The sequence below is a fragment of the Bartonella sp. AU55XJBT genome (assembly GCF_028618525.1).
On record NZ_JAQITC010000005.1, the window covers coordinates 137128 to 159621 of the forward strand.

The 22494-nt window shown below is 38.0% G+C and carries 13 protein-coding genes; 6 read left to right on the plus strand and 7 right to left on the minus strand.

Going from position 1 to position 22494, the window contains the following annotated elements:
* Nucleotides 1–22: 22 nt before the first annotated feature.
* The 6 genes from rsmA to lptF form a co-directional block, all read right to left on the minus strand.
* Nucleotides 23–853 (minus strand): 16S rRNA (adenine(1518)-N(6)/adenine(1519)-N(6))-dimethyltransferase RsmA, encoded by an 831-nt coding sequence (gene rsmA, locus PVV70_RS04090; RefSeq protein ID WP_273717556.1) that lies wholly within the window; start codon nucleotides 851–853, stop codon nucleotides 23–25.
* Nucleotides 844–1857 (minus strand): 4-hydroxythreonine-4-phosphate dehydrogenase PdxA, encoded by a 1014-nt coding sequence (gene pdxA / locus PVV70_RS04095; RefSeq protein WP_273758017.1) that lies wholly within the window; start codon nucleotides 1855–1857, stop codon nucleotides 844–846. The genes rsmA and pdxA overlap by 10 nt, the downstream gene beginning before the upstream one ends.
* Nucleotides 1857–2807, minus strand: a complete 951-nt coding sequence (locus PVV70_RS04100; protein ID WP_273758018.1) for a peptidylprolyl isomerase — start codon at nucleotides 2805–2807, stop codon at nucleotides 1857–1859. Before PVV70_RS04100 ends, pdxA begins: the two co-directional genes overlap by 1 nt.
* Before the next feature lie 102 nt (nucleotides 2808–2909).
* A complete protein-coding gene (locus PVV70_RS04105; RefSeq protein ID WP_273758019.1) occupies nucleotides 2910–5279 on the minus strand; it encodes an LPS-assembly protein LptD in 2370 nt (789 codons plus the stop codon).
* On the minus strand, nucleotides 5280–6371 hold the full coding sequence (lptG, locus tag PVV70_RS04110; RefSeq protein WP_273758020.1) for an LPS export ABC transporter permease LptG: 1092 nt from the start codon (nucleotides 6369–6371) through the stop codon (nucleotides 5280–5282).
* Nucleotides 6368–7558: an LPS export ABC transporter permease LptF gene (lptF, locus tag PVV70_RS04115; protein WP_273758021.1), complete on the minus strand. Its 1191-nt coding sequence runs from the start codon at nucleotides 7556–7558 to the stop codon at nucleotides 6368–6370. The genes lptG and lptF overlap by 4 nt, the downstream gene beginning before the upstream one ends.
* Before the next feature lie 403 nt (nucleotides 7559–7961).
* Between lptF and PVV70_RS04120 the strand changes: the two genes are divergently transcribed.
* The 3 genes from PVV70_RS04120 to PVV70_RS04130 are packed head-to-tail and all read left to right on the plus strand — an operon-like array spanning nucleotide 7962 to nucleotide 8840.
* The gene (locus tag PVV70_RS04120; RefSeq protein WP_273758022.1) at nucleotides 7962–8408 is read left to right on the plus strand and encodes a DNA polymerase III subunit chi; all 447 of its coding nucleotides are present in this window, start codon (nucleotides 7962–7964) and stop codon (nucleotides 8406–8408) included.
* Nucleotides 8408–8587: a hypothetical protein gene (locus PVV70_RS04125; RefSeq protein WP_273758023.1), complete on the plus strand. Its 180-nt coding sequence runs from the start codon at nucleotides 8408–8410 to the stop codon at nucleotides 8585–8587. Before PVV70_RS04120 ends, PVV70_RS04125 begins: the two co-directional genes overlap by 1 nt.
* A complete protein-coding gene (locus PVV70_RS04130; RefSeq protein WP_273758038.1) occupies nucleotides 8577–8840 on the plus strand; it encodes a hypothetical protein in 264 nt (87 codons plus the stop codon). The genes PVV70_RS04125 and PVV70_RS04130 overlap by 11 nt, the downstream gene beginning before the upstream one ends.
* Here PVV70_RS04130 and PVV70_RS04135 read toward each other — a convergent pair.
* A complete protein-coding gene (locus PVV70_RS04135; RefSeq protein WP_273758024.1) occupies nucleotides 8837–10126 on the minus strand; it encodes an MFS transporter in 1290 nt (429 codons plus the stop codon). The two genes, PVV70_RS04130 and PVV70_RS04135, sit on opposite strands and share 4 nt — an antisense overlap.
* Before the next feature lie 571 nt (nucleotides 10127–10697).
* Here PVV70_RS04135 and bafA (PVV70_RS04140) point away from each other — a divergent pair.
* From bafA (PVV70_RS04140) to bafA (PVV70_RS04150), 3 genes are all read left to right on the plus strand, one after another.
* The gene (gene bafA / locus PVV70_RS04140; RefSeq protein WP_273758025.1) at nucleotides 10698–16202 is read left to right on the plus strand and encodes a BafA family autotransporter; all 5505 of its coding nucleotides are present in this window, start codon (nucleotides 10698–10700) and stop codon (nucleotides 16200–16202) included.
* Between the two features lie 349 nt (nucleotides 16203–16551).
* A complete protein-coding gene (gene bafA, locus PVV70_RS04145) occupies nucleotides 16552–19116 on the plus strand; it encodes a BafA family autotransporter (RefSeq protein ID WP_273758026.1) in 2565 nt (854 codons plus the stop codon).
* An 827-nt stretch (nucleotides 19117–19943) separates the two neighbouring features.
* The coding region (bafA, locus tag PVV70_RS04150; RefSeq protein ID WP_273758027.1) for a BafA family autotransporter at nucleotides 19944–22494 on the plus strand (2551 nt) is incomplete at its 3' end.

Consider the following 22494-nt stretch of genomic DNA (forward strand, 5'->3'; position numbering starts at 1 on the left):
TATTTTAAAAAAGTTATACTTTTTAGGTTATCAAATTCGCTATAGTCACAAATTCAGAAATTGAAAGTGTTTCAGCACGGCGAGTCCCATCAATTCCTGCCTTTTTTAAAAGAATTTCACCTCCAAGAGTTCTGAAATTTTGGCGAAGCATTTTTCGTCTTTGTCCAAAAGCGGTTTTTGTAATAAAGCTTAGTTTTTGCGCAGAGCAGACAAGAGGTTGAGTTCGTGGAATGATATGAACAACGGAAGAAGTTATTTTAGGCGCTGGTATGAAGGCTTGAGGAGGAACATCAAAGGCAATTTTAGCCGTGGTACGCCAGCCAGTTAAAACACTAAGACGTCCATAATGAGAAGATTGAGGTTTAGCCGTAATTCGTTTGGCAACTTCACGTTGAAACATCAATGTCATTGATTCATAAAAAGGGGGCCATGGTTCCACTAATAGCCAATTTAATAAGAGTTGCGTTCCAATATTATAAGGAAGATTGGCGATAATGCGTGGTTTTTCTGGGCTCGTTTCAAAGAGTTTTGAAAAATCTTGTTTCAGTGCATCATTACAAATAAGTTTTAATTGGTTCGGATAGTGCTTTTCTATTTCTAAGAGAGCCGGTATGCAGCGCTCATCGCGCTCTATTGCTGTTACAATAGCGCCCTTTGCTAGCAAGGCGCGTGTGAGTCCTCCAGGACCTGGACCAATTTCAAGAACAGGTTTTCCTTCTATATTGCCTGCTTGACGAGCAATTTTAGATGTTAAATTCAGATCAAAAAGGAAATTTTGCCCTAAAGATTTATGGGCTTGTAATCCATATGTATCAATGATCTCACGCAGAGGAGGGAGATTATCTATTGGCATGGTATCGAATTATTTTTTGCAAGTTGATTTGCAAGTTTAAGGGCAGCAATAAAGCTTTCAGGAGAAGCTATGCCTTTATCAGCAATGTTAAAAGCAGTTCCGTGATCTGGAGATGTACGAATGAAAGGTAGACCTAACGTGATATTAACGGTGGTATCAAAATCTAATGTTTTAACAGGGATAAGAGCTTGATCATGATACATGCAAAGAGCAACATCATATGTTTTTCTTGCGCATTCATGGAACATTGTATCGGCAGGAAGCGGACCTGTAATATTGAGGCCTTTCTTTTTAAGATATTCAATAGCAGGAGTGATAACTTCAATATCTTCTTTTCCTATTGCACCTTCTTCTCCAGCATGAGGATTAAGACCAGCGACAGCCAGCCGAGGTGACGTTATTTGAAATCGTGTTTTTAAGTCGCATTCAGTAATGAAGGCCGTTTGAATGATTAAATGACGGGTCAGCTGTGAAGGAACATCTTTAAATGGAATATGAACAGTCATTGGTACCGTTTTTAATCGAGGCCCTGCTAACATCATAACTGGATGATAACATTTATGAAAAGCTTTATGGGCCAAATCGGCTAAAAATTCTGTATGACCTGGAAATTCAAATCCGGCGTCATAAAGATTCTTTTTGGCAATAGGACAAGTAACCAATGCGGAAGCATGTCCACTTTGAATCAATTGAACACCGCGCTCAATAGCCTCAATGATTCCAGCAGCATTGTTTGGAGAAGGAAAACCTAATTGATCACTTTGTTTGTTTTTTAACGGTATGAGAGGGAGAGCGTTTTGAAAATTTTTGACAGGATCGGTGGTTAAAACAGATTCCACCTCAACATCCATCTGTAAAAAACGAGCGCGTGAATGAATAACATCTGGATCGGCGATAAGCACAAAAGCCGGAACTTGGCGGGTAACACGCAAATTCCACGCTTTTAGAGCTATTTCAGGACCAATTCCGGCAGGATCACCACCACTAACAACAAGAGCAGACATTATTGAATACGTGCTACGTGCCGCAATTCTTCTAAATATTTTTCGCTTAATTCTTCAAGTTTTTTCGGGCTTCTGTTTTTATTATCTTGAAGAGAAAATATCAGCCGAGCAACATAATCATCAGAAACCCTTTTTATTTTGCAAACAGCAATAGCTTCGATTCCATCAGATGTTTCTTGTAATTTTGTCATTTTTCCAGCAGGTGTTGCAAGAATAGCTTGCTCCCATGCACTAGGAAGTTGAGGTTCCAGAAACTTTCCTAAATGGCGGATTGTAACGTCTAAAATACCTCTTGCTTGATTGTGGGCATTTGCACATCCACGGAAATGTGCGCGGAAATTGCTTGCTTCTCTTTGACGTCTTTCAAAGATTTCTGAACGACGATGCGCAGGAATAACAAAAATAATGCGCTGTAATGTATATTCGTTGGTTGAAGGTTTAACACCACCATTTTTTAATATTCTGCGCACAGCTTCTTGTTCGCTAACCATACCCATTTGAGCTTGATAGCGTGCGCTAACAAGACGCCCCCATCCTATTTGTCCACGGATATAATTTTTGAAATGTTGCACAGTAATATCATTTTGGATCAGAATCTGATTGAGTTGATCAATTGTCATATTATTTTGCATTGCAAAGTTCTCAAAAGCTCTATCAACCTCATCATTGCTGACCTCAATATTACGACGTTTTATTTCAATATTTTTTAGCTCTTCGTCGATCAGCTCTTTTTTAGCTTGTGCCACCAAATTGCCTTGCTTTTGTTGCAATCTGAGAAATGCGACACGCCTTTGTATATCATAATTTGTGATAGGATTACCATTAACTGTAACAACAATAGCCGTCTGCGCAAAGGCTGACGGAATCAAAAGCTCGTTTATGAGCAGGCTGCTTACGCTCAAAGACGTAATATAAAATAAAGCAAGAACACGCTTTTTCAATTTATTCATGTAAATAGGCTTTCGCATTGTTTATTAATTCTCATCAATAACTTAAACTATACGCTTTCTTTCATAAAAACAATAATAAGTTAAATCACTTATACATTCTCTTTATAAATTTGAATCTATCTTTTTTCCGATATCTGCGATTGTACGCAATGAAAGAGAGAAATTAAAGTTCTGCAAAGGTGTTTTTCTTCCCGGATTCATTACCTGTTGATAACCGAATGTGACCCCGAAACATTCATCGGCATAATTCAAGCTAATTCCTCGTTTTATAAATGTGCCAGATACGAGATCATAACCGGCGTTGCTATTAATGGACCAATAGTCCGCTAGTTTTAAGCCTGTTTGAAAAGAAATTTCTTGGCGCTCTTGTGGATATTCGTAATTTGGTTGGCTTGCGATATAAGCATATTGCACAGAGGCCCAAAAATTTTTCCACCTTTGTGATGCTTCAATTTCACTACGACGGATTTTGCCTGTTTTTTTGTCAAAGCTTTCGCGTGTTTCTAAGGAAAAACCGTTCGTATGGGTTGCACCAAACATTGCAACATAGTCTGAACGTTTTGCCTCTAAGCTAGAATGAGTACCGACATTAATAAGGTCCTTTTCTGCAAAAGAATTCTTCCCCGCCAGATGAAAGGATTGTCCAATAAGACCATAAAGAGACCAATTGTTATTAAAGCTTCCAGAATATCTTAAACCTATATTGGCTCTTGTCCCACCTTCTACACGATCATAACCAGAAAATTTATCTCGTTGAAAGAGAGTGGTTGCATCAAAAACAAAGCTTTGTGCATCTTCATTAGGAAGTTGTCCGATATATTGTTCGTTATTGCGTATAAAAATTTGTGCGGTTGGTTCTATAATATGTGTAGAATGAGCAGCTGTAATAAGGAAGGGATAGCGTGCTTCTAATCCTGCTGTTGCCATGCCACGAATTTTTGAGCCACGAATTGTGGATAAGGCATTGTTTTCTCCAGAAGCAGCATGATTTTCTTGTCCATTGATTGTAAGAATATCGGCCCGTAGAGAGAGAAGGGGGGTTAATATGAGGCCATTGTGCGTGTTAAAGCGCTTTTTCCACTGAAGCTCATTTGTTAAACGCAAACTATTTCCAGCCATACCGGAAAGTCTTACTATGTTGAGAGGATTTTTGTTCCAGTCGGGTGAAGTGAAGTCGGCATGACGTCGGTAAATTGATTGTATATTGCTATGGAAGGTAAGCTCTCCATTATAAATGGGCTCATCTGGTGTAAAAGAATAATCGATGCGTGGTAGAACCCATGCTTGCTGAGAGTGACGTTCATAATGAGAATCATTCAATATCGAATCTTGAATTTTAAAATGATAAAAACGCATGTCAAAATAGTTTTTTCCTGCAAGACCATTCAGATAGATCTGAGAAAGTTGTGTAGGATCGCTATAGTTTTCAAGCTTATAGGCACGACTAAAATGCCGATCGGATTGTGCAAGAATATCCCATCCATAAGTCCAGTGTGAATTAATACGAAAGTCCCCCTTTGTCGCCAGCATATAACGGTTTTTATGCTGTGCATCAATCGTATCATTGTCAAATCTATGCGGTTTCATTTGATAGATATGAGCAAAGCGAATGTTATAACGGCCCATTTTAAAACGTTGACGCCATTCCCCTTCGGTTAAAAGCCCTTGTTGAGTATAAACCGTAGAAGAAAGGGTAAAGTCATAATGGGGAGCGAGATTCCAGAAATAAGAATTCTTTATCCCCATACCAAGATAATCAGTATAGAAAAAATGAGGTGTAAGCAGACCACTAGCACGCCTGACAGTTGGATCATAGAGTTCAAAATTTGGAAATTTTATAATTGGTACACCAAGAACTTCAAAACTGCTATTTTCAAACCGAATTTTTTTAACGCTATTATTCCATATAATCTTTCTGGCTTTAATTTTCCACAGGACCTCTCTATCTGGTTTATAAGAGCAAGGTTCACAGGCTGTATAGGTTGCATTTTCAAAGATTGTTACTTGATTGTTTTGGCGTGTAGCATTTTGAGCGGAAAAGTGCACATTGTTGGCTGTATCAATACGCAAAGCATTCACAAACCCCTCGCCAAGATCTTTAGTCATATCAATTTGATTAGAGTAAATTTTATTCCCATCTTTTTGAATAATTTCAACGTTTCCTTGTGCAATAAGCCGTCCTGTTTTTTGGTTGTAAATGATTTTTTGAGCGACAACTTTATTGCCATCATATTCAACTTGGACATTTCCTTGTGCAGAAACAGTGTTTTCATCACGATTATAGATGAGTTCATCCGCAGAGAGCAAAAGAGGACGCTCCGAGTTTTGAAGGCGATTTTGAGCGGGAGACGTAAGGCTTTGAGCGTGTACACAATAAGGCAACGCCCCCCCAAAAATAACCACCATAACACTTCTAAAAGCGAGAGCACTTAATTTTGTTAAAATAATTTTCTTACGCGTTAATGCTTCCACTTAGCCATCCTCTTTATGAAGTAAAAAAGAGATTCCCAAGAATAATGCAATAACAACAGGTGTCCAAGCGGCAATAATTGGTGGAATATATCCAGCATTACCAAAAGCCTGAACGAGTACAGAAATAATGTAAAGCATAAATCCAGCAATTACGCCACCAAGAATCAACGTTCTAGATTGCCCAAAACGCGTAAAATTTAAAGATACAGTTGCTGCGATGAGAGTCATAGCCACAAGCAATGCCGGTAAGGCAATCAAAGATTGTAAATACATATCAAAATTATTAGCAGAATAACCAAATGAACGTGCAATCATAATTTTTTTTGGCAGTTGGTAAAATGGAATAGTTGCGGGATTCACTAAACGTTCCGTTAAAAATTCAGGTTTTAGATTGGTTTTTATTTTCAACTCGGTAAAATTTTCAGGAGGATGCCCTATTTTATAGATTGTGCCATTTGTTAAGAACCAAGCGCCATTAGTCAAGGTTGCTTTTGGGGTGTTAATCCAATTTTTGACGGTTGCGTCGTCTTTGTATTGTACAAAGGTTGCATCGAGAAGAGAAAGTCCTTGATCAGTAATAAATTTAGCACCAATGGTTGTTCTGCCTAAATCTGTACGCTGTGTTAACCAGTGGATACGCGTATTATGAAGAGATGTTAGGACATTATTATTGCGCCATTCAGTCATCATTTTTTCTGCTTGAGAAAATCCCCATGCAGCAAGTGGATTAATGAGAAAAATTGAAAATAATCCTAAAAGAAAAGCTCCCAAACAAGCAGGCATAAGAAATTGCCATGCAGAAACACCGATTGAGCGGGTAACCACAAGTTCAAGCTTTTTGTTAAGCGAAATAAGGGTTGCCATTGCAGAAAAGAGTGCAATAAAAGGGATAAGTTGTTGCATAATAAAAGGGATACGTAAAACAGAGAGGAGAAATGCATCTTTTGCTGTGTAATGTGGAAGGGAAGGTAGCCTCCCAGAATTTTCTGTAAAATCGATTAAAAGAGCGAGGACCAAAATACTCCCCCAAAAATAACACGTTATTTTAAGGTAACGTGTAAAAAAATAGCGTCCAAGTGTCCATCCAATCATGATATTTCATCCGGAGAATCTTGAGATTTTCGATGTTCAAATTTGTTCACTACTTTTTGAAAAATGATTTGAAATATCTCGTTAAATTTTGCAGGGAGTCCAATTTTATGATTCGTTAAAAGCATAAAAAAGACGAATATACTTGTTCCTATAGGCGTAATATAGAGGAGAGGAATATATGCAAGATCGTTTTTTGCTTTTTCGGCGAAAAAATATCCTATCCAATAGACCAGAAAAGAAAGAGCAATCGCCGAGAAATTTGCTAAATGGCGTGCTTGTCGATGAGAGCGTACATTCCCTGCCGCTGCTAATGCAATAAGTGAAAAAACGATTGGATAGAGCCATTGCGTTAGTCGGCGGTGAAACTCAGCTTTATATTGGAGTGGTTTTCGTTGATAGTAGGGATCTTTTGGGTCAGGGTTTTGTAAATAAGAAAGAGACCGATCTTTTGGATAAAGAGTAGGTTTTTTATCACTAGGAATAAACTCTCCTAGGCTAAAGGTATATGCGCTAAATTGAACGATTGAAACGCTGTTATTTTGATGGTTGACCCTTTCTATTTCACCGTTATTGAGGATTAAAAAACGACCGTTTTGATTGTTTATAATGGAGGCTTTTGTTGCATAATAAAAAAGATCCATTTTAGGGTCACGCTGGTCGGCAATAAAAAGGCGTTCAAGTGTTCCATTTGGATTTCGTTCCCCAATTTCTATGTAAAGGTTATTGGTAAGTTTTTGAAAGCTTCCTTCACTAATGAACAGATTAATAAGATCAAAATGAGCACTTGCTAGCATTTGTCGCATATGAAGGCGCGCTTGAGGAACAATAAAATTAGCGATAGAGAAAGAGATGCATGATGCAATAATAGCAAGAAGGAGAATAGGTTTCCAAACAGTACTTTTAGGAAAACCAGAGGCATTGATGACAGCAAGTTCTGAGTCTTGATTCATTGCTGAAAGGATAGTTGTAACTGCGATCACTAATGCAAATGGAATGACAAGAAAAATAACAGAAGGAACCAATGAGAGTGAAAATTGCAAGACTGTAAGGAGTGTTTGTTTACTTGTTGTGAGAAAGTTTATCCGCGCAAGAATTTGCACGGTCCAACTAACGCCCACCGCTGCAATCATGACAGAACTAAACAAAACAAAGACACGTTTCAGGATGTAGAACTCAATAATACACATAAATTGGGAAACACCCTCAGTCTTTAATTCGATAGCAAATACTTTTACCGCTTTCGGTTAAAATGTAATAAAATTAAAAAACACCCTTTCAGAGATTGGACATTTTTAGCAAAAAAATAATATAAAATTGCTCGTTAAATTCCCTTTAATTTTTTCACACATTATATTTTATTTTCCGTGATAGTCTACAAAGAATCTAGAGAATAACTGAATTTTTTTTATTAACGTTGAAAATAAAAAAAATCATCTTTAAAAGAGTCTTTTAAAACCACGGGTAAAAAGATGATGCATCTCAATCGAAAAAGAGGTTTATATTTTGAACGGTTTCCTTTTATATAAGGGATGTAGAAGTTTCTCTAAAAAAATATTAGCTTTTTATAAAGAATGATGAGGACCTAACAGGTTGGATATTTTATTCTATCATTTGACGCAGTCAACGCTGAAAGATATTTTGCCAACGCTTGTGGAGCGAGCATTGGCTCGTTTTGGTAAGGTAACAATACAATGTGTGAGTAAAGAACAGCGTGATTCTATAGATATGCATTTATGGATTTATGCTGATGAATCATTTATTGGGCATGGAACGGAGTGTGATCAATATTCAAATCTTCAGCCTGTATTTCTGACGACAGGACAAGAAAATCCGAATGATTCAAAGCTTCGTTTTCTCATAGAGGGAGCTGTTTGTTCGGATATTGATGCTTATCAACGGCTTGTTGTGTTATTTGATGGTAAAAATGATGAGCAGTTGAATCTTGCTCGAGCACAGTGGAAAAAATATAAAATGGAAAATCATAATTTAACGTATTGGCAACAGACTGAAGATCGCTGTTGGGAAAAACAGGTTTAATGCGTCTCGTCTCTTTTTTTATGATTTTTACAGGATTGGTGGGAATTGTAAATCCAGCACTTTTTATTGCGGAAGGATCAGGAGGAGGGCGTTGGGTCTTTGTCGTGATTTTTCTTTTAGGTATGCTAAAGATATGGCCTATAATTAAAAAAATGAAACGGCATGATGATGATTATTGATCGAATTTTGCTTGTTTTATGGGCTGTGATGTTGGCTTTTTTTTGCGTTTCGTGGTTAGGGACAACGCATATCCTATCAGGAATGTTTGCTGTTGCTGATATGAGCAATATTGCGGATTTTTTATTTTTCTTTTTGTGTGCCTTGTTTGCGGGAATATTGTGGTGGAGTATACCACAACCCATGTCTTTAAAAATGAGACTGGCAGCATTTTTTCTGCCAGTCCTTATTTTATCCTTCTTTATTACATTTTAGTTGGATATTTCATCATCTGTAAATCCGACGAAGCAAATCAATGAGATAAAAGAAGCAAGAAGCAAATAATAGCCGATATAAGACGTATCAAAATGTTGCACTAAATATTCTGCAATATAAGGTGCAAGAGAGGCTCCTACGATACCAGATAAGTTGAAAGTAATAGAAGAGCCTGTGTATCGAATGGCTGTCGGGTATGGTGAAGCCAAAACAGCACCAAGAGGACTGTATATCATTCCCATGATAGACAAACCAATGACAGACATTGCAAGGACTCCTATAACTCCAGAATTTAAGAAATAAGGAATTGCGAAAGAATAGATACCGGTGATGATTGTAACACAAATCATCAAAGTTCTCCGCCTAATACGATCAGCAAGTCTTCCAGTAATGATCGTAAAAATTCCACAGAAAATAGCACCGACAATTTCAACTTGAAGAGCTTGATAATATGACAATTGCAAATGATTTGTTGAATAGCTTAACAAATATGCAGTAACCAAGTAAAACAAAACAAATGTTCCCATACCAGAAAATATTCCAAGAAATAAGATCCGTGGATATTTTAAAAAGACATCGATGATAGGAACTTTGACACGTTCTTTACTTTCAAGATTTTTTTTGAATTGAACAGTTTCATTGATTGAAAGACGGACCCATAATCCTATAATCATAAAAACAATTGAAGCAATGAAAGGGATGCGCCATCCCCAAGCGACAAGTGCTTCATGATTAAGGAAGTATAATAAACCTAAATAAACAGCAATGGATAAAAACAAACCGATAGGAACGCCCAATTGGGGAAACATTGCATACCAGCCTCGCTTTTCTGGAGGGGCATTTTCTGTTGCGAGCAAAACAGCTCCTCCCCATTCTCCTCCTAATCCCATTCCTTGTCCAATACGGCACAAGGTTAAGAGGAAGGGAGCAAACCACCCAGCGGTTTCATACGTGGGAAGAAAACCAATAATGACTGTTGAGAGTCCCATTGTGAGAAGAGAGGCAATGAGTGTTGCTTTTCTTCCAATTTTATCTCCAAAATGTCCAAAGACAATTGATCCAAAGGGCCGAGCAAAAAAGGCTGCTCCAAAGATCAGAAAAGATTGTAAAATGGCAATCTGATCATTTTGTGTTGGAAAAAACACATGAGGAAATATAAGAGCTGCGGCAGTGGCAAAGACATAGAAATCAAAGAATTCAATTGTTGGGCCAATAAGGCTTGCAAACAAAATACGACGAGGGGAATTTCTGTTGCTTGTACCTTGCATTTCTAAGTTTATAGACATGAATAGAATGTCCCTTTCAGTATATGACAAATCAAATATGAATTAATCGACTATAATTATAAAAATTTCAAATCAGTGTCGAGTCGATATTATGAGGTTTCTTAATATATTAGAACAATGATGATAGACTGATGAACATCAATAAGTGTTTTTTAGATTATCAAAATTGAATAGAATAAAGAAACTGTTTTAAATGCTGTAAAAGATGGAAATATGTGGCCATAAAGACCGCTCTCATTCATAGTGCTATTTCCTTTAAAGTTTAAGGCCATTTTTATCATTGAGGGATCAATCTTATTCGTAGATCAGTGTTTTAGTGTCTCAAAAATATTAAAATTTTTTTTATGAATATAATTATAACACTTTTTAGTTGCATAAGTAAAAATTAAATCTTTTAGTTGTGCATACATTTAAAAACACATAGTGTGTATTTGATCTGTCAGAGCTTAATCATCGAATGCTTTATTATCTTAAAAAAATATGCGGTTAAGTCATTACAGAATGTTGTTTTGGTCTATGCACTTTTTTCTAAATGGGGGGGATTTAAATTTGGAATTATGGAGTGTGAATAATGCAACGCAAATTGAAATTAAGTTTTTGTGCGTTAATGACCAGTAGTTTTTTTGTCAAGATTGCGAGTGCAGATGGAGTAGCGACACTAAAAGAAAAGCTATTAACACCAGTAGGTATCAATGAACAGCTAGAAGAGACAAGAAAATTGTTATCAAAAGTGAGAGGGTTAAAAGAAAAAAAAGAGGGGGCAAAAATGATAGTGCATGAAAAGACAATAGAAGGAAGTAAATCTTCAGAAGAAGAAAGGAAGGGATTAGAAAACCTATTCTTTGAAGTTCTCACAAATTCAATTATAAGCGATGGTGCTACTATTTATATTACCAACCGTATCTCTGAAGATTCTGAAATAAATAGCTTTAGCTATGAAGATGCTGCCTACTCCATCAATAATACGGTTCAAGAGGGTGGAAAACTCTACATTGATGCAGCAAGTGTGAGTAGGGATACGATCATTGAGCATGGTGGGATTGAGTTTGTCCAAAGCTTGAGCAGTTCAGAATATGCTTTTGTTAAAAAAGGGGGACAACAAATTGTTGAAAGTGGTGCAAATGCTGAAGGGACTAAAATTCATGGTGGTGAGCAGATTATTTTTGGTAAGGGGGGCCTTGGAGATGGTTTGTCGCGTAAAGACAAGGAAAGTAGTGCTTATAGCACTGAAATTTATGCAGCAGATGGAATGCTAGGAATACAAAGTGTCTATAGTGGGGCGATGGCTGTTGATACAAAGATTATGAAAGGAGGCGTCCAGAATATTGATGGTCAAGGGAATTTTAATAAAGGCTTCTCAGAAGATGCTGATACAGTCGATACAGAAGATGAAGATTTTACAATCAATGAAGGGGCTTTTGCACTGAGTACCGAACTTTTTAAAAATGGGATGCAGAATATCTATGCGGGAGGGAATGCGAGTGAAGTTACTTTATACGATAGAGCTACTCAGAAGATATATGATGCTGGATACGCGGATACTTTAACAATTAATCATCAAGCAAAGTCATGGGTTTTTGCGGGGGCGATATTAGATAAGGTTACAAATGTTCATGATTTTGGCAGCCTTTATCTTTATGCTGGGAATGGTGAAGCTGTTACAGAAGTAGAAACTCTTAATTTAAATGGAGAAGATACCAAACTCTATATTATTGCTTCTGAAGATAACAGCAAAAAACCTCAGGTTAATATCCAGAATTTAAAAGGAAATGGGAGCGTTATTTTTACGTCTTTAGGGGCACATAAGCATTACTCTGAGCTTAATATCGGGGAGCTTTCAGGTTCTTTCCATTTCGATTTTAATGTAGGCTTTGCCAAGCACCTTAGTGATTATCTTGTCATTAAAGAAAGGAGCTCTGGTTCCCACACAATAAGCGTTATCGATTCTGGGCGTGAAATTACAAATTCTTCTCACAAAAAGCTTAAATTAATTTCTGATCACAGTGGAGATGCTCATTTTATTCTGACAAACACTTTTGGTGAAAAAATCGAAACGATTGATGCTGGAACCTATAGGTATCGTTTGAAACATAGAAACGATAAAAACACCGGTAAAATTTGGTATTTAGATGCGAATTATGCTCTTGATGAGACAAATTCTTTATTTTCTGATTTTAGCTTGCAACCATCTGCTATGGCTTCATTATCGCGCGATCTCACAGAACGCACAATTGAAAAGGGAATGATTGTCACGATTACGGATCCTAGCTTTGATAGTAGCGGTGAAAAAGTTGAGAGCAATGGAGAAACTTCAATTAGTAATACAGTTAAAGAGGGTGGAACGCTTTCCGTTTATAGCGGTGGTTTTAGCTTGTATACGACAATTCAAAGAGGGGGGACTGAGCTTATTAAAACACAGGGTCTTTCTCAGGATAGTGCTGTTCATAAAGGGGGGAGACAAAAGGTTGAAGAGGGGGGAAAAGCAGAAGGGGCTAAAATTTATGGTGGTGAACAGTTTGTTTCAGGAAAATCTAATATCCAAGGGGAGATGGTAAGGAGCAGCGCCTATGACACCGTCATTTCTGGTGAAAATGGGGTGCGAGGATATCAGAATGTGTATGATGATGGAGAGGTTTTTCGTACAAAGATCATGGAAGGAGGGGTACAAAATCTTTATGTAGAAGGGGATCTAGACAATTATAGCAGTTTTGCATCTAATACAGAGGTCTTTTCTGGTGGAGAGCAACACGTTTTGGCGGGGGGAATAGCCGTTGGTGTTCTTTTACAAGGGAGTGCTTTTCAGAAAATAGATTTAGGGGGCTATGTAAAAGATTTAATCATTAAGAACCAAGCACAATCGTGGTTACATTCTGGTGCAACATTAGAAGGAAGCACCGTGATTCATGATTCTGGACGTATTTATCTTTATGCTGGTGCTAAGCAATCTCGTACTGAAGTCGAAAAAATTGTTTTAAATGGTAGAGATACAAAATTGTACGCGATTGCTTCTAAGATGGATGGCGAAAGTTCTTTAATCGAGAACTTAAGTGGTGATGGTCGTGTTATTTTTACTTCTACGGTATTTAATCCACATTACTCTAAACTTGAGGTCGGGAATCTTTCAGGGAGTTTACATTTTAGATTGAATACCAATTTTGAGGAGCAGCGCGGTGATTCTCTCCTTATCAAAAAGGGGGAAGGACATCACACCATAAGCGTGATTGATTCTGGTATTGAAATTGCCAATTCTTCTCTACAAAACCAGAACTTAGTTTTAGAACTTGATTTAATTCATCAACAAAGCGGAAATGCGCATTTTACTCTGACAGATTTTTCTGGTGAAAAGACGAGTACAATTGATGGCGGCGCCTACCTGTATGATCTAAAGACGAAAGATCATAATGGTGGAAAAATTTGGTATTTAGCGCCGTTGGAAACAACTCCTACTTCTGTAATCCACACACCTCATACGGAGCCGTCTATAGATAAGCTTCCTGAAAAAGAAGAAAATATGACGCCGTCACAAGATATTAATATTAATTTTGATCCATATTCTGATGTCATTAATTTCAGTATTCGTGAGGGGGGAGGCATTTTACAAAGCTTTTTGCTTGATGATGACAGGGTAGTTTATATCTCTGATGATGGAGAGCAAGGTACTCTTAAGCAATCCATTAACGCTACAGTTGAGGGATCTGGAAGACTTTATGTTGAGGCTGGTGGTTTTGTTAAGAATACAACAATTGAAAATGGTGGTTCTGAGATTATAGGGGAACAGGGAATTTCAGAGTCTACGATTATTTACGAGGGCGGGCAACAAAAGGTAGAAGGAGGAGGAACAGCATTGCAGACTACAATCTACGGGGGTGATCAGCTGATTTGGGGAGATGGATACATGAATGGTGGCATTGTTGGGAGCAGTGCTTATGATACGACAATTTACGGTCAAGGGGACATACCCGGACAGCAGAATGTGTATGATGATGGAATGGTTGTGAGAACAAAAGTGATGAGTGGAGGAATACAAACTCTTGCTAAATGGTTTCCAGATGATGATAACTTTGCAGAAAAAGCCGGTGGTTTAGCTATAAATACAGAAGTCTTTTCAGAGGGTATGCAGCGTGTTTTATCAGGAGGTGAAGCGAATACAGTAATTTTACGCACTGGTGGTGCTCAAGAAGTTTATGCGGGTGGAATTGTGAAGGATCTAACAATTGAAGCTAATGCCAATTCATGGGTTTTTACTGGTGCGATATTAGGAGGAGAAATAACGGTTCAGGATTTTGGCGGACTCCATCTTGATGCTGGAGATGATAGTCAGCAAACTAAAGCAGAAAATATCAATCTAAATGGAGAAGAAGCTCAATTATACTCCATTGCTCGTGAATTTGATGACAAGAGTACACACATTCAGCAGTTAAGCGGTGTAGGAAAAGTCATTTTTACTTCTTCTGAAGATGATTTGTATTACTCAAAGCTTTATGTTGATGACCTTTCGGGGAGTCTCCATTTCGATTTTAATGTCAGTCTTGCAGAAGGAAAAGGTGATTACCTTTTTATTGAGAATGGGAGTGGTTTTCACACAATAAGTGTGGTTGATTCTGGTATTGAAATTGTTGATCCTTCTTCAACAGAACTTGATTTAATTTTGGATCAAAGTGGAGGCGCTTCTTTTACTCTACAAAGTTTTTCTGGTGCAAAAATTGGAATGGTTGATGGTGGAACTTATACCTATGGCTTAAAACACAAAAATATTGAGAATGAAGAGAAAAAAGTTTGGTATTTATCTGCAGTTTACATGGATAGTGCGCCAAGAGGGCAACGCAGGAGAAGCAGATCTGCGCGGCATTTAAGTCAAAATCAACCAGTTTTTTCTCTTTCAACGCTTACAAATACACAAGAGCATGCGATTAAATTACCTCGTCGAAGAGAAAACCGCCAAAACGTGAGTCAAAAATCTCCAGCTTCTGTTTTTTCAATTGTTTCAAATCTGGGAAGTCAAATGATTAAAGGAGCACCTCCATATTCTCTTTCTGGTGACAAACAACAGTCTGCTGTTGCAGGATCTTCTCAATCTTTAGCTGATCAGATGACTTTGCGTCCAAGCAATCAGAAGCAGCCTTCTCCACAATTGAGTGAGAAGCTTTCAGGTTCTGACTTTTTAACCACGCCTTCTACAGATGCAGTATTGTCTATGTCTGTAGCTCCAGCGATGGTGTTTCACAATGAAATGCAAAGCGTGCGTGCGGGAAGAGGAATTCTAGATAAAAGTAAAAAGAATACGGCTTTATGGAGCTATGCGATTAAATCAAAAGAGAGTATTGCGACAGAGCATATAGATTTTAAGCTCGATCAGACAGGGATCGTTTTAGGGATCAATGGCTTAAGCGAGTGGGAAAATGGAGAGTTTTATATAGGTGGTTTTGGCAGTTATGACCATGCACGCGTTGCGCATGCTCGGGGAGGTACCAGCGGTATCAATAGTTATGGCATTGGGGCTTATGTCACGTATGTGGATCATAGTGGATGGTATCTGGATGCTCTTTTAAAATATAATCATTATCAAAATACGCTGAAGGCGGTTTCCACGAATGGTTTAGGGATTGAAGGAAGTTATAAGCAGTGGGTTGTGGGGTCCTCCTTTGAAGCGGGTTATCGACTTCAGACGTCCAAGAACAGTTGGTTGCAGCCTTATGGACAATTTACATGGTTGCAAGTTGAGGGCAAAGAAATCAAGTTATCGAATGGCATGGTAGGTGATATCCGTCCCTTTACTTCATTGCGCAGTGAGATTGGGTTATCTTTAGGGTATGAATTTGGCTCTGGCATGGCTTCTTCCTCACAGGCATATATTACAGCAGCATGGTTGCGTGAGAATAAAAATGACAATCAGACGTTAATTAATGAACGCCATGCATTTACGAGCGATTTATCAGGCAACGCGGGTAAATTAGGGATAGGTTTGAGCAGTTTTATGAGTGAGAAGTTGAAGCTATATGGTGAGGCTCATTATGTTAAAGGGCGTAAAACAAAACAATTTCTTCAGGGCATTTTAGGGCTACGCTATAGTTTCTAATTATAAGAGTATAATTATCTTTAAATGTATAATTGTTTTTGAAAGTTTTTAATAAAATGTAAATAATTTTTCAGAGCATGCAGACTTGCTTTTCATGACAGATTGTACACTCTCTTTTATATTATAGTTTATGATGTGTTACTTTTTTCTTTGATAAAAAAACTTTGAAGAAATGTAGGAGTTGCCTTATATTTTTGGTCAAAAATGCATTGAAGAAATGGTAAAGAGCAGTTCTTTGAGTGAAGTGATGAGGCTACTCAGAAGAATTATTACAATCTAAGGTTGAAAATATATTTTGTAGAGCTAGTTACGTTTGGTGTCTATGCAGGCGTAAAGAGGGGGGGAGGATATGGCTATACAATATAAATGGAAACGCAATTTTTGGGTACTCTTGTTGAGCAGCTGTTTTGTACAGGCAGCTGCCGCAAATGAGGGGGGGATACCGCTTTTTTGTCAATCTTCAAGTTATGCAAATGATCAAGTATTTCACGATCAATATAATGAAGATATGAAAACAGGAAGATGCATCCTTGGAGCATCGAATGATTTCATTGTAAGAAGACACAATGAATTAGGTTTTTTAAAAAAGCCTAGCAATTTTACTCTTGTTAAGGGTGCTAGAATATTTGCGAGCCAGCAGGAGCTTGATAGCAATCATCGTGATAATATTGGAGATAATGCGCGAGCACAAAATACTGCGTTTCTTAAAAAACCTGAGCTTATCTTCATTAAAAATGGGGCACTTCTTGAAAATTATATCCTTGATCATGAAGGTAAAGCATACATTTCAAATGATGGTGAAATTGATAGTCCAGGGCGGTCTATCGATAATACGGTAAAGAATGGTGCGGAGCTTTATGTGTATGCAGGAGGTCTCAGTGAGAATAGTAAAATTGAACATGGTGGAATTGAGAATGTTCAGGCTTTAAAGGGAAAACAAGGCTTTTCGAAAAATGCTATCGTTAAAGAAGGCGGACGGCAAAGTGTTGGAAATGGAGGAAAAGTAGAGGAGACTAAAATTTATGGTGGGGAGCAGCTTGTTTTCGGGGAGGGGGATGTTGGAGGAGAGATTAAAGGGAGTAGCGCTTCTCATACAGTCATTTACGGTCAAGAGGAAATATTAGGTCAACAAAAAGTATATGACGGGGGTAAAGTTTGGAATACAAAAGTTATGCGAGGGGGCATCCAAGAGGTTGGAAAAAAGTCTGAAGATGCAAAAAATGGTGGTTTTGCATTTGATACAGAAGTTTTTGCTGGTGGTAAACAGCGTATCTTAAAAGGCGGTCATGCTGTTGGAGTCACTTTAAATGAGAGCGCTACTCAGGAAATATATACGGATGGATCTGTAAAAAATCTAACAATGAATGATGAAACAAAATCATGGGTGCATGCTGGAGCAACATTAGAAGGCAAGACACAGGTAAATCATTCTGGGCAGCTTCATCTTTATGCTGGGAATGATCAACATCGCACCACAGTGGAAGATATTATTTTAAATGGAAAAGAGACAAAACTGTATTCACTCACAGATGAGTCTGATGGAAAAAACTCTTTGATACAAAAATTAAGTGGTGAGGGAAGTGTTATTTTTGCATTTACGGGTTCTGATCCCTATTATTCTCAACTTCATGTAAATAATCTTTCAGGAAGTTTACATTTCGCATTCAATACCACAATTGCCCAAAACCGTGGTGATTATCTCTTGGTTGAGAAAGGCGCTGGGAATCATACGATAAGTGTTGCTGATTCTGGCGTTGAAATCACAGATCCTTTTTCAAATAAACGTGATTTAATTACGGATCAAAGTGGTGGAGCACATTTTACGCTGACAGATCTTAAGGGTGAAAACATTAACGCCATCGATGGTGGAACTTATATGTATGGTTTGAAAGAAAGAAAGGATGAAAATGGGAAAGTTTGGTTTTTATCTGCAGATCGCCTCAGTGGACCAGACACCTCTATCCCAGATCCTACAAACCCGTTCGTTCCTGGTGGAACATCAACGACACCTTCTACAGATGCAGTGTTAACTTCATCAGTAGTCCCTGGACTTATTTTTAACAATGAGTTGCAAATTGTACGGAATGGTAGAAAAATTTGGAACAGAAATAGGAAAGATATCGAGCTATGGACTTATGGGATTAAGAGCAGAGAACGTATTGCGACAGGCCATACACACTTTAGGCTTGGGCAGACAGGTTTAGTCTTTGGTGCTGATCAGTTGAATGAATTAAGGCATGGAGAGTTATATATTGGTGGTTTTGCTAGTTATGATCAAGCACGTGTTTCTCACGCACGAGGGGGTGACAGCGATTTGAACTCTTATAGCATTGGAACTTACGCCACTTATTTTGATCGTCGCGGATGGTATATGGATGGTGTTTTGAAATATAATTATTATAAAGATAATTTGAAAGCCATCTCAACAAATGGCTTAGCGATTCAAAGTCATTACAATCAGTGGGCAATCGGTGGATCATTTGAGATTGGTTGTTATTTTGAACCAGCGCAAAATACTTGGATGCAGCCTTATATTAAGCTAACAGGTCTACAGGTTGAAGGCAAAAAAATAAAACTTTCCAATGGAATGGTCGGTGATCTAAGTCCATTAGTTTCATTCCGTAGTGAAGTTGGATTGACGGCAGGACATGAATTCTTTGTGAATTCAGAAACTTCATTAACAGCTTATATAATGGCAGCTTGGTTGCGTGAGAATATAAATAATAATCATACGACAATTAATAACCAGCATAAATTTATCACAGACTTATCGGGTAGTGCGGGCAAATTAGGAATTGGTTTAAACAGTTCGGTCAATGATAACCTAACACTTTATGCGGAAGCATATTATCTAAAAGGGCATAAGATTAAAAATGCTCTTCAAGGTATTTTAGGATTACGCTATAGTTTCTAAATAGACCTTTACATGCGGCTGATTAACTTTACAACCTTAAACAGATAACGCTTCACTACGTCTTTTTGAGAGTATAGAGATCTTTTCAAACAGTAAGGATGCCTTTATACTCTCTTTTAAGGTAAGGTATTAATTCATAAAGAGGGTTCATTATTTCGTATGTTGAATGAGAGTCTTGAATATTGTAAGATTCTTTCATTTTAAATTTGCTCCATTTTGATCAATCAAAACCATTTACTTGCACGTCACAAGGGAGGAGAGCCGTGTAGAGTAGAATTGTACACGAAAGCATTCAAAATGCTTCTGATGAACCACTTCAAGTACTAAGGACGATCGCAACATTTTAGAGCTGGTAAAGTATGTGATGGAGCCGGCTTGCTTCGCCATAAGCGTAAAGATAGTGGTGTTCAATGGATTTTTAGCAATTATGCTATTCATTGTTGACGTCAGGAAAAATATAGGCTTGCGCATATGTAAGAAGAGATGTTTCTTTCAAACAAGCACATAAGCACCCCAATGGCGTTCTCTTTTACGTGGAGGGCAGTGATCCCATTAAAGGGCATGAACATTTTTTTCATCCATAACTTTAAATATGCAAATTATTCCTTGAATTCAAATAAACAATTTGAATTTTATTCAGTTTTTCTGTCTTCAGTTAGCGTTTTTTAGTGGTTTATATGAACACAACTAAAAATTGTTTAAATTAAAAAATACACTAAAAAATTGTATTTAGACATAAATAAAACACATTATGATACAATCTAAAATGAGCTACCTGCGTAGCCGCGGGATATTTGTCTAAATAATTGAAGAGTGGAGTGTGGATAATGCGGTATAAATACAAGTTAAGTTTTTCAGTATTGATGATCAGTAGTTGTCTTGCGCAATCTGCAAGTGCAGTAGAGAGTGGGAATAGAGGGCAAATAAGAGTAACCCATGTGAGAAATGAAGAAGAGGAACGAAAAAATTTAGAAATAATTGCTCGTTTTTTCAAAAATAATATCACGATTAAATATGGTGATGTAGAGCTTGTTGATAATGGAAAAACTTCCGTGGGGTCCACTATCAAAAAAGGAGGGATGCAAATAGTTACACGTGCAGGAATTGCAATAAACGCCGAAATTTTGGGAGGTCAGCAGTTTGTTCATGAAGAGCCAAATATTGATCTTACACGCAAGCCTAGACGAAGTAGTGCATATAATTCCACAGTTACGGGTGGAGATGGAGCAATAGGGCAGCAGAATGTGTATGATGGGGGAGAGACTTGGTATACGAAAGTAGGAAATAACGGAGAACAAAATCTTTATGCGGGGCAAAGAAAGGAAGGGGGGAGAGCAACGGCTACAGAAGTTTCTGATAATGGACGACAGCACGTCTTAGCACTTGGAGAAGCTGTGAAAACTACTTTGAAGGATCAAGCTGTTCAAGTTGTCTATCCTAAAGGGATTGTGAATACTTTAACAATTACGGATTATGCTAGGTCTTGGATACATGTTGGCGCAAAAGATGTTGTTGGGGCTGTAAGGGTCAATGATCACGGAGAACTTTATTTGTTTGCTGGCGGTAGGACAAATCATATTACCAAGAAAAACATTCCTCTAGAAGGAAAACCTGATGAACCAATATTTGAGGTTGGTGAACGGAAAATAGGAGAAAAACCTCAGATTAAAATTGAAGATTTAGGGGGACAAGATGGAACTGTTATTTTTACTTCTATTCCGTATGATCCACAACATATTTCACTTCATGTTGAGAAACTTTCAGGAAGCTTACATTTTCGATTTAATATTAGTGCTACATGGGATGCGAGTGATTATTTGTCAATTGGTGAGGGCGCAGGGAATCACAAAATAAGCGTTGCCGATTCTGGTCGTGAAATTACAAGTCTTCTCTCACAAAGGAGTAGTTTTGTTACTGAGCATCCATTAATTACCGATAGAGGACCAGATGGAGGAGCTAACTTTACTCTGGAGGATCTTTCGGGGAGGAAAATTACAACTTTTGATTCTGGAACTTATCAGTATCGCTTGGAGAAGAGAACAAGATGTGCTGATTCTAGTGGTAGTGCTACAATTTGGTATTTAAGTAGAGCTTCTGGAGATACGGAAGGTTCTAGTTCTGAAGTAGAGTGTGTGAATAAGAAAGCAAAGATTCCTCTTGCATTGTCTGCTGATGCGGGTACACAGTCTGATCAAGGTTCTTCTTCTAGAAAAGGAAATACTGGTTCTCAGAACCCTCCTAGAAAACAGCAACCTAAGAAACGTCCGCCACGTCATTTAAGCGAAGCGCAAAATGTCTCTAGTGTTTCGGTATCTTCCTCTCAAGAAAATCAGACTCGTGTTGTGTTGCCTCCAGCACCTCCATATTCTCTTTCTGGTGACAAACAACAGTCTGCTGTTGCAGGATCTTCTCAATCTTTAGCTGATCAGATGACTTTGCGTCCAAGCAATCAGAAGCAGCCTTCTCCACAATTGAGTGAGAAGCTTTCAGGTTCTGACTTTTTAACCACGCCTTCTACAGATGCAGTATTGTCTATGTCTGTAGCTCCAGCGATGGTGTTTCACAATGAAATGCAAAGCGTGCGTGCGGGAAGAGGAATTCTAGATAAAAGTAAAAAGAATACGGCTTTATGGAGCTATGCGATTAAATCAAAAGAGAGTATTGCGACAGAGCATATAGATTTTAAGCTCGATCAGACAGGGATCGTTTTAGGGATCAATGGCTTAAGCGAGTGGGAAAATGGAGAGTTTTATATAGGTGGTTTTGGCAGTTATGACCATGCACGCGTTGCGCATGCTCGGGGAGGTACCAGCGGTATCAATAGTTATGGCATTGGGGCTTATGTCACGTATGTGGATCATAGTGGATGGTATCTGGATGCTCTTTTAAAATATAATCATTATCAAAATACGCTGAAGGCGGTTTCCACGAATGGTTTAGGGATTGAAGGAAGTTATAAGCAGTGGGTTGTGGGGTCCTCCTTTGAAGCGGGTTATCGACTTCAGACGTCCAAGAACAGTTGGTTGCAGCCTTATGGACAATTTACATGGTTGCAAGTTGAGGGCAAAGAAATCAAGTTATCGAATGGCATGGTAGGTGATATCCGTCCCTTTACTTCATTGCGCAGTGAGATTGGGTTATCTTTAGGGTATGAATTTGGCTCTGGCATGGCTTCTTCCTCACAGGCATATATTACAGCAGCATGGTTGCGTGAGAATAAAAATGACAATCAGACGTTAATTAATGAACGCCATGCATTTACGAGCGATTTATCAGGCAACGCGGGTAAATTAGGGATAGGTTTGAGCAGTTTTATGAGTGAGAAGTTGAAGCTATATGGTGAGGCTCATTATGTTAAAGGGCGTAAAACAAAACAAT